This window comes from Aeromonas sp. ASNIH8 (genome assembly GCF_002919855.1).
Taxonomy (GTDB): domain Bacteria; phylum Pseudomonadota; class Gammaproteobacteria; order Enterobacterales; family Aeromonadaceae; genus Aeromonas; species Aeromonas caviae.
Genome location: NZ_PQLN01000165.1, coordinates 1 through 5,144 on the forward strand (window position 1 = coordinate 1; position 5,144 = coordinate 5,144).

A 5,144-nucleotide genomic window follows, 5' to 3' on the forward strand; every position below is an offset into this window, starting at 1 on the left:
CCAACAGTGCAGCTATCGGTGCTGGTGAACTCGTTAAAGGCGGTCACATCAAGGCGACTGCGTAATGAATTTCTGGACTTGAGGGGTGCTTACAGCAAACCCGTACTCTGGTCACGCTCTTACTTTGCGGGCTCTTGCGGCGGTGCGCCGTTAGAGGTGATCAAGCAATACATTCAAAACCAGCGGGGCTGACGCCCCGGCGAAATTCCCCTCCCACCTACGTCGGAGGGAGTCCCCTTTCGCATTTAAGATGGTAGCCGTGGTAGTCGAGGCCGGAGCGGTTCTCCACCGGCGGCGTCACCCAGATGGCGGTGAAGCCGAGATCCTTGATGTAGTCGAGCTTGGCGATCAAACCCTTGAAGTCGCCACGCCACTGGGGATCCCCCGCCTTGTAGCGATCCCGGTTATGGTAGTTGTTGCCGGCATCGCCGTCATAGAAGCGGGCCGTCAGCAGGAAGTAGATGCTCTCGGCGCGAAAATCGCCGCTCGCCACCCCCTGCTCGCCGATACGGTACTCGAAGCGCTGCTCCCGCTGGTTGCCGCTCTCGTCCACCGCGAGGGTGCGGATCACCAGGTCCGTGCCGCTCCCCTTGTCGTTCGCCACCAGGGGCTGGCCTGCATAACAGGCCGACGCCGTGGTGGGCTGGCTGCCGTCCGTGGTGAAATGCACGGCGGGGGCGGCGTCCTGATCGTCGCTCACTCCCAGGGTGATGGACTGGCTGTCCACATAACTCCCCGGCGCCGGGGTAGCGGTCACCGTGGGGGCCTGCACATCTGCCCCCGCCAGGGTCTCGAGTTCAACGACCTTGCGCTGGCTGTCAAAGCAGATGCGATAGCGGGTGTTGGCGCTGACCAGGTAATCCTGGGCAGGATAGGCCTCGGTCCAGTCCCCCTTGTGGTCAATCTTGAAGCGGGGGTTGCTGCTGCCAAACGCCTGCTCGGTGCAGAAGGTGGTGCCATCCTCGGTTGTCATGGGGGTGAGACCCCAGTTATTGGGGGTACCGCGGAAGTACCAGCTGTCGCCGCTCTGTCCGGCGGCCACCACCACGCTCACGCTGCTGCTGCCCTTGGCCCCCTGATCGTCGGTGACCGTGAGGCCATAGGTGAAGGTGCCCGTCTGTGCCGTGTTGACGACCATGCTCTCCGTGGTCTCGCCGCTGCTCCACAGATAGCTCGCTATCTGACCGTCGGGATCCGTGGAGTCACTGCCGCTCAGGGTGAGCGCCGCACCCTGGGCCACGTTCACCGTGCCCCCCGGGGTGATGACCGCAAGCGGCGGCTGGTTGTCATCCCCAAGCGGCACGATGCTGTAGGCCAGGGTCTGGTCATTGACCTGGATGCGCACCGTGCCGGTGCCGTTCCAGAAGATGTCGCCGTCGCCGTTGCTGTCCCCGAAGTTGATGGCCCAGTCGCCGGCCTGATCAAACTTCAGGCGCTGGCTCGCCTTGCCATCCATGTAGGCCTCGGCCTGCCACAGGTGATCCCCTATCAGGGTCATGGGGAGGCTGGCCCAGCCGTTGAAGGTGCCGCGCACATTGAGCTGCGGCAGAGTGCTTGCAAACCCCGAGGCCTCGCAACTGGCGACCGCCGTCGTGCTCACCGCCTGGGTCGTGGCTTTGATGCGGATCTGGTACGCCGTGTTGGCATTGACCCCGTAGTCGGCCGCCGGGTAGCTCTGCTGCCAGTTGCCGTACCTGTCTATCTTGAAGCGCGGCCCGCCACTGGCGTCGCCGCTCACGAAGCGCTGGCAGGTTTCAAAATTGACGCCGTCGGTCGACGCCATGGCGGTCGCCGCCCATCCATTTGCGGTGCCCCGGAAGAACCACTCCGCCGCCATCCCGGGCGGCGTGATCATGGTCCCCAACATTCCGGCCACGAGTATCCATCTAGCCATTGATAGTCCTTTGTTTTTCATTGTGTTGTGTGTGATGCCGGTGTGCCCCGGCATTCCCCCATCCGCGACGTCCCGCCTTCAGATGAGCCCGACCAGTCTAGAAGTCGCCGTGGTCGATTCGTGGCCATAAGGTGCGAAATGTGACCGCCATAGACCAGGAAATAAGCTGTATGTGATTGATAGCGCTTTCATTTCTGGGCATGGGGTCGAACTTCCCAGGATAGAGAGGCGCTCCCCGTGACGGCCGTATCGGGGGGTAGGATCAGCGCTCTGCACGGCGCCGTTGCCATTGGGGGCTCTTGCCGCCATGATGCAGGGCCGCCCTTGCCATCCCGGGCACCGGGCGGCTCATTCAAGGAGAGACGATGAGACCATCGGATTATGGGAGGCTGCTGGCGCTGGCCGCCATCTGGGGCGCCAGCTTCCTGTTCATGCGCATCGCGGCGCCGGCGTTCGGCTCCATCAACACCACCTTCCTGCGGGTCTTCTTCGCCCTCGTCGGGCTCGCCGCCATGCTCCTGCTGCTGCGCACCCCCATGCAGTTTCACGGCAAGCTGAAAGCCATCATGGTGCTCGGCATCATCAACTCCGGCGTGCCCTTCCTGATGTACGCCGTGGCGGCCCTCTGGCTGCCCGCCGGCTACTCGGCCATCCTCAACGCCACCACGCCGCTGATGGGGGCCCTCATTGGCTTCTCCTTCTTTCACGAGGAGCTGACCTTGCGCAAGTGGGCCGGGGTCATGCTGGGGCTGGTGGGCATCGGGCTCATCACCACCACGGGGGAGGTCGACCTGAGCGGTCAGCTCGCCATCGGGGTGCTGGCCTGCCTCATCGCCACCGCCTGCTACGGCTGCGCTGGCTTCCTGACGAGGCGCTGGATCACCGAGCGGGGCGGACTGGACGCGAAGCTGGTGGCCTTCGGCAGCCAGATCGGGGCCGTCCTCTTCCTGCTCCCCTTCTTCGGCTACAGCCTGACGAGCGGGCCCGCCGTCGACTGGGCCCAGCCTGGGGTCTGGGCCAGCGTGCTGGCGGTCGGGCTCCTCTGCACCGCCTTCGCCTATCTGCTCTATTTCAGGCTGATCGCCGACATCGGGCCCCTGCGCTCCCTCACGGTCACCTTCCTCATCCCGCCGTTCGGCATCCTCTGGGGCTATCTGGTGCTTGGCGAAACCCTCACCGGCGGCTTCGTGCTCGGCGGCGCCGTGGTCTGCCTCGCGGTCTGGCTGGTGACCAGCCACGCCAAGCCGGCCAGGGCGCAGGAGTAGGGCAAAGCCTCATCTGTCGGGCCCCATGGCTCGGCAGATGGGCACAACTGGGGTAAGATGGCCCCCATCGTTTCTCCCGCCCCGGCGGACACCACAGCAGGGCCAGCCTTGAATCAGCTCAACCAATCCAGCCAGAACAAGCAGCAGATCTTTACCGTCACCCGCCTCAACAGCGCCGTGCGCATGATCCTGGAGCAGGATCTGGGGCTGGTGTGGCTGACCGGGGAGCTCTCCAACCTCGCGATGCCAAGCTCGGGCCACTGGTACTTCTCCTTGAAGGACATGTCGGCCCAGGTGCGCTGCGCCATGTTCAAGGGCAACAACCGCCGGGTGCCGTTCCGCCCCCAGGACGGCATGCAGGTGCTGGTGCAGGCCCGGGTCTCCCTCTATGAGCCCCGGGGCGACTATCAGCTCATCATCGAGTCGATGCAACCCGCCGGGGACGGCATGCTGGCCCTGCGCTTCGAGGAGCTCAAGCGCCGCCTCGGGGCCGAGGGGCTGTTCGACGAGGGGGCCAAGCGCCCCCTGCCCCGCGAGCCCCGCGCCGTGGGTCTGGTCACCTCGGCCACCGGCGCCGCCCTGCACGACATGCTGACCGTCTTGCGCCGCCGCGCCCCGGACTTGCCCGTCTTCATCTACCCGACCCTGGTGCAGGGCAGCGCCGCCACCGCCCAGATCGTCTCGGCGATCATGCTTGCCAACCGGCGCGCCGAGGTGGATGTGCTCATCGTCGGGCGCGGCGGCGGGTCACTGGAGGATCTCTGGTGCTTCAACGAGGAGGCGGTGGCCCGTGCCATCCACGGCTCCGCCATCCCCGTGGTGAGCGCCGTGGGTCACGAGGTTGACGTCACCATCAGCGACTTTGCCGCTGACTTGCGCGCCCCCACCCCCTCCGCCGCCGCCGAGCTGGTGGCGCCGGACAGGAGTGCCCGCGCCCAGCGCCTCGTGCACCTGCGCCAGCGGCTCACCCAGGCCATGAACCGCCACCAGACCGCCGCCCGCCACGGCTTCGCCCTGCTGCAAAAGCGGCTCGACCACCAGGATCCCAAGCGCCGGCTGGAGCAGCAGTCCCAGCGCCTCGACGAGCTGTCCGCCCGCCTGCAGCAACTGCTGGCAAGCCGCCTGCATCAGGGGGAGCGACGCCTGGCCAATCTTGAGCTGCGCCTGCAGGCCAAAAGCCCCGAGAAGCTGCTGGCCGCCGGCAAGCGCCGCCACCAGCTCGCGGAGGAGCGGCTCCATGCCCTGATTGCCCGGCGCCAGGATGTGGCCGGACACCGCCTCGCCATGCTGAGCGCACGCCTCGACGGGGTCAGCCCGCTGGCCACCCTGGGACGCGGCTACGCCATCGTACGCACCCCGACCGGCGAGGTGATCAGCCGCGCCGCTCAGGTGAACGTCGGCCAGCCCCTGGTCACCACCCTGGCCGAGGGCCAGCTGCGGGTGCGCGTGGAAGAGGTGCACAACCCCTAACCCAGCGGGGGCACTCATGGCGCCCCCGCTGCACTGCACTTCACCTCCCTCTCCCACCCTCTACACCAAGGTGGGGTGTACCGCCGCCCGGTTGCCGGATGACCCGGCGCCCCCCTGCTCCCCCGCCAGCGGGTTGCGTTGCACGTATTCAAACAGCCCGGCCTGCAGATTGACGTTCCAGAAGCGTCCCGCCAGGGTGAGCTCAAGGCGCTCCTGACCGAGCTCGGCCAGTCCGTGCGCCTGCCAGCGCTCGAACAGCGGCAGCAAATGGGCCCGCAGCGGCGCAGGCAGGCACGTCAGATCCAGCCAGCCCGCGTCCAGGCCTCCCCGCAGCAGACCGTCGATGCGCACATCGGGGGTCTGCCCCATCACCATGCCTGGGGGGCGTCGCCCTTCGGCCAGCGCCTCGTGCCAGGCGGCCAGATCCCGCCCCTGCATCAGGCCGTGGCCGTGAATGGTGCCCCCTCTCTCTAACCCCATCTGCCCCTGCCGACGGGCGACCCAGTTGACAATCA

General features: G+C 66.7%; 3 protein-coding genes and 2 pseudogenes. 3 read left to right on the top strand and 2 right to left on the bottom strand.

The features are described 5' to 3' along the window. Nucleotides 1–192 (top strand): annotated as a pseudogene (tnpA, locus tag C3418_RS22670) (IS200/IS605-like element ISAs26 family transposase); the annotation flags it as partial. 25 nt (nucleotides 193–217) lie between these two features. Here the strand turns inward: tnpA and C3418_RS22675 are convergent. Beyond that, nucleotides 218–1,894: an alpha-amylase family glycosyl hydrolase gene (locus C3418_RS22675; RefSeq protein WP_373873935.1), complete on the bottom strand. Its 1,677-nt coding sequence runs from the start codon at nucleotides 1,892–1,894 to the stop codon at nucleotides 218–220. A 365-nt stretch (nucleotides 1,895–2,259) separates the two neighbouring features. Here C3418_RS22675 and C3418_RS22680 point away from each other — a divergent pair, with 365 nt between their 5' ends. Then, complete coding sequence (locus C3418_RS22680) at nucleotides 2,260–3,159, top strand: DMT family transporter (protein ID WP_052815263.1); 900 nt, start codon at nucleotides 2,260–2,262, stop codon at nucleotides 3,157–3,159. 108 nt (nucleotides 3,160–3,267) lie between these two features. Continuing rightward, a complete protein-coding gene (gene xseA / locus C3418_RS22685) occupies nucleotides 3,268–4,629 on the top strand; it encodes an exodeoxyribonuclease VII large subunit (RefSeq protein WP_052815262.1) in 1,362 nt (453 codons plus the stop codon). Between the two features lie 60 nt (nucleotides 4,630–4,689). On the opposite strand, the pseudogene C3418_RS22690 reads toward xseA, so the two are convergent. After that, nucleotides 4,690–5,144: pseudogene (locus C3418_RS22690) on the bottom strand (heme anaerobic degradation radical SAM methyltransferase ChuW/HutW); the annotation flags it as partial.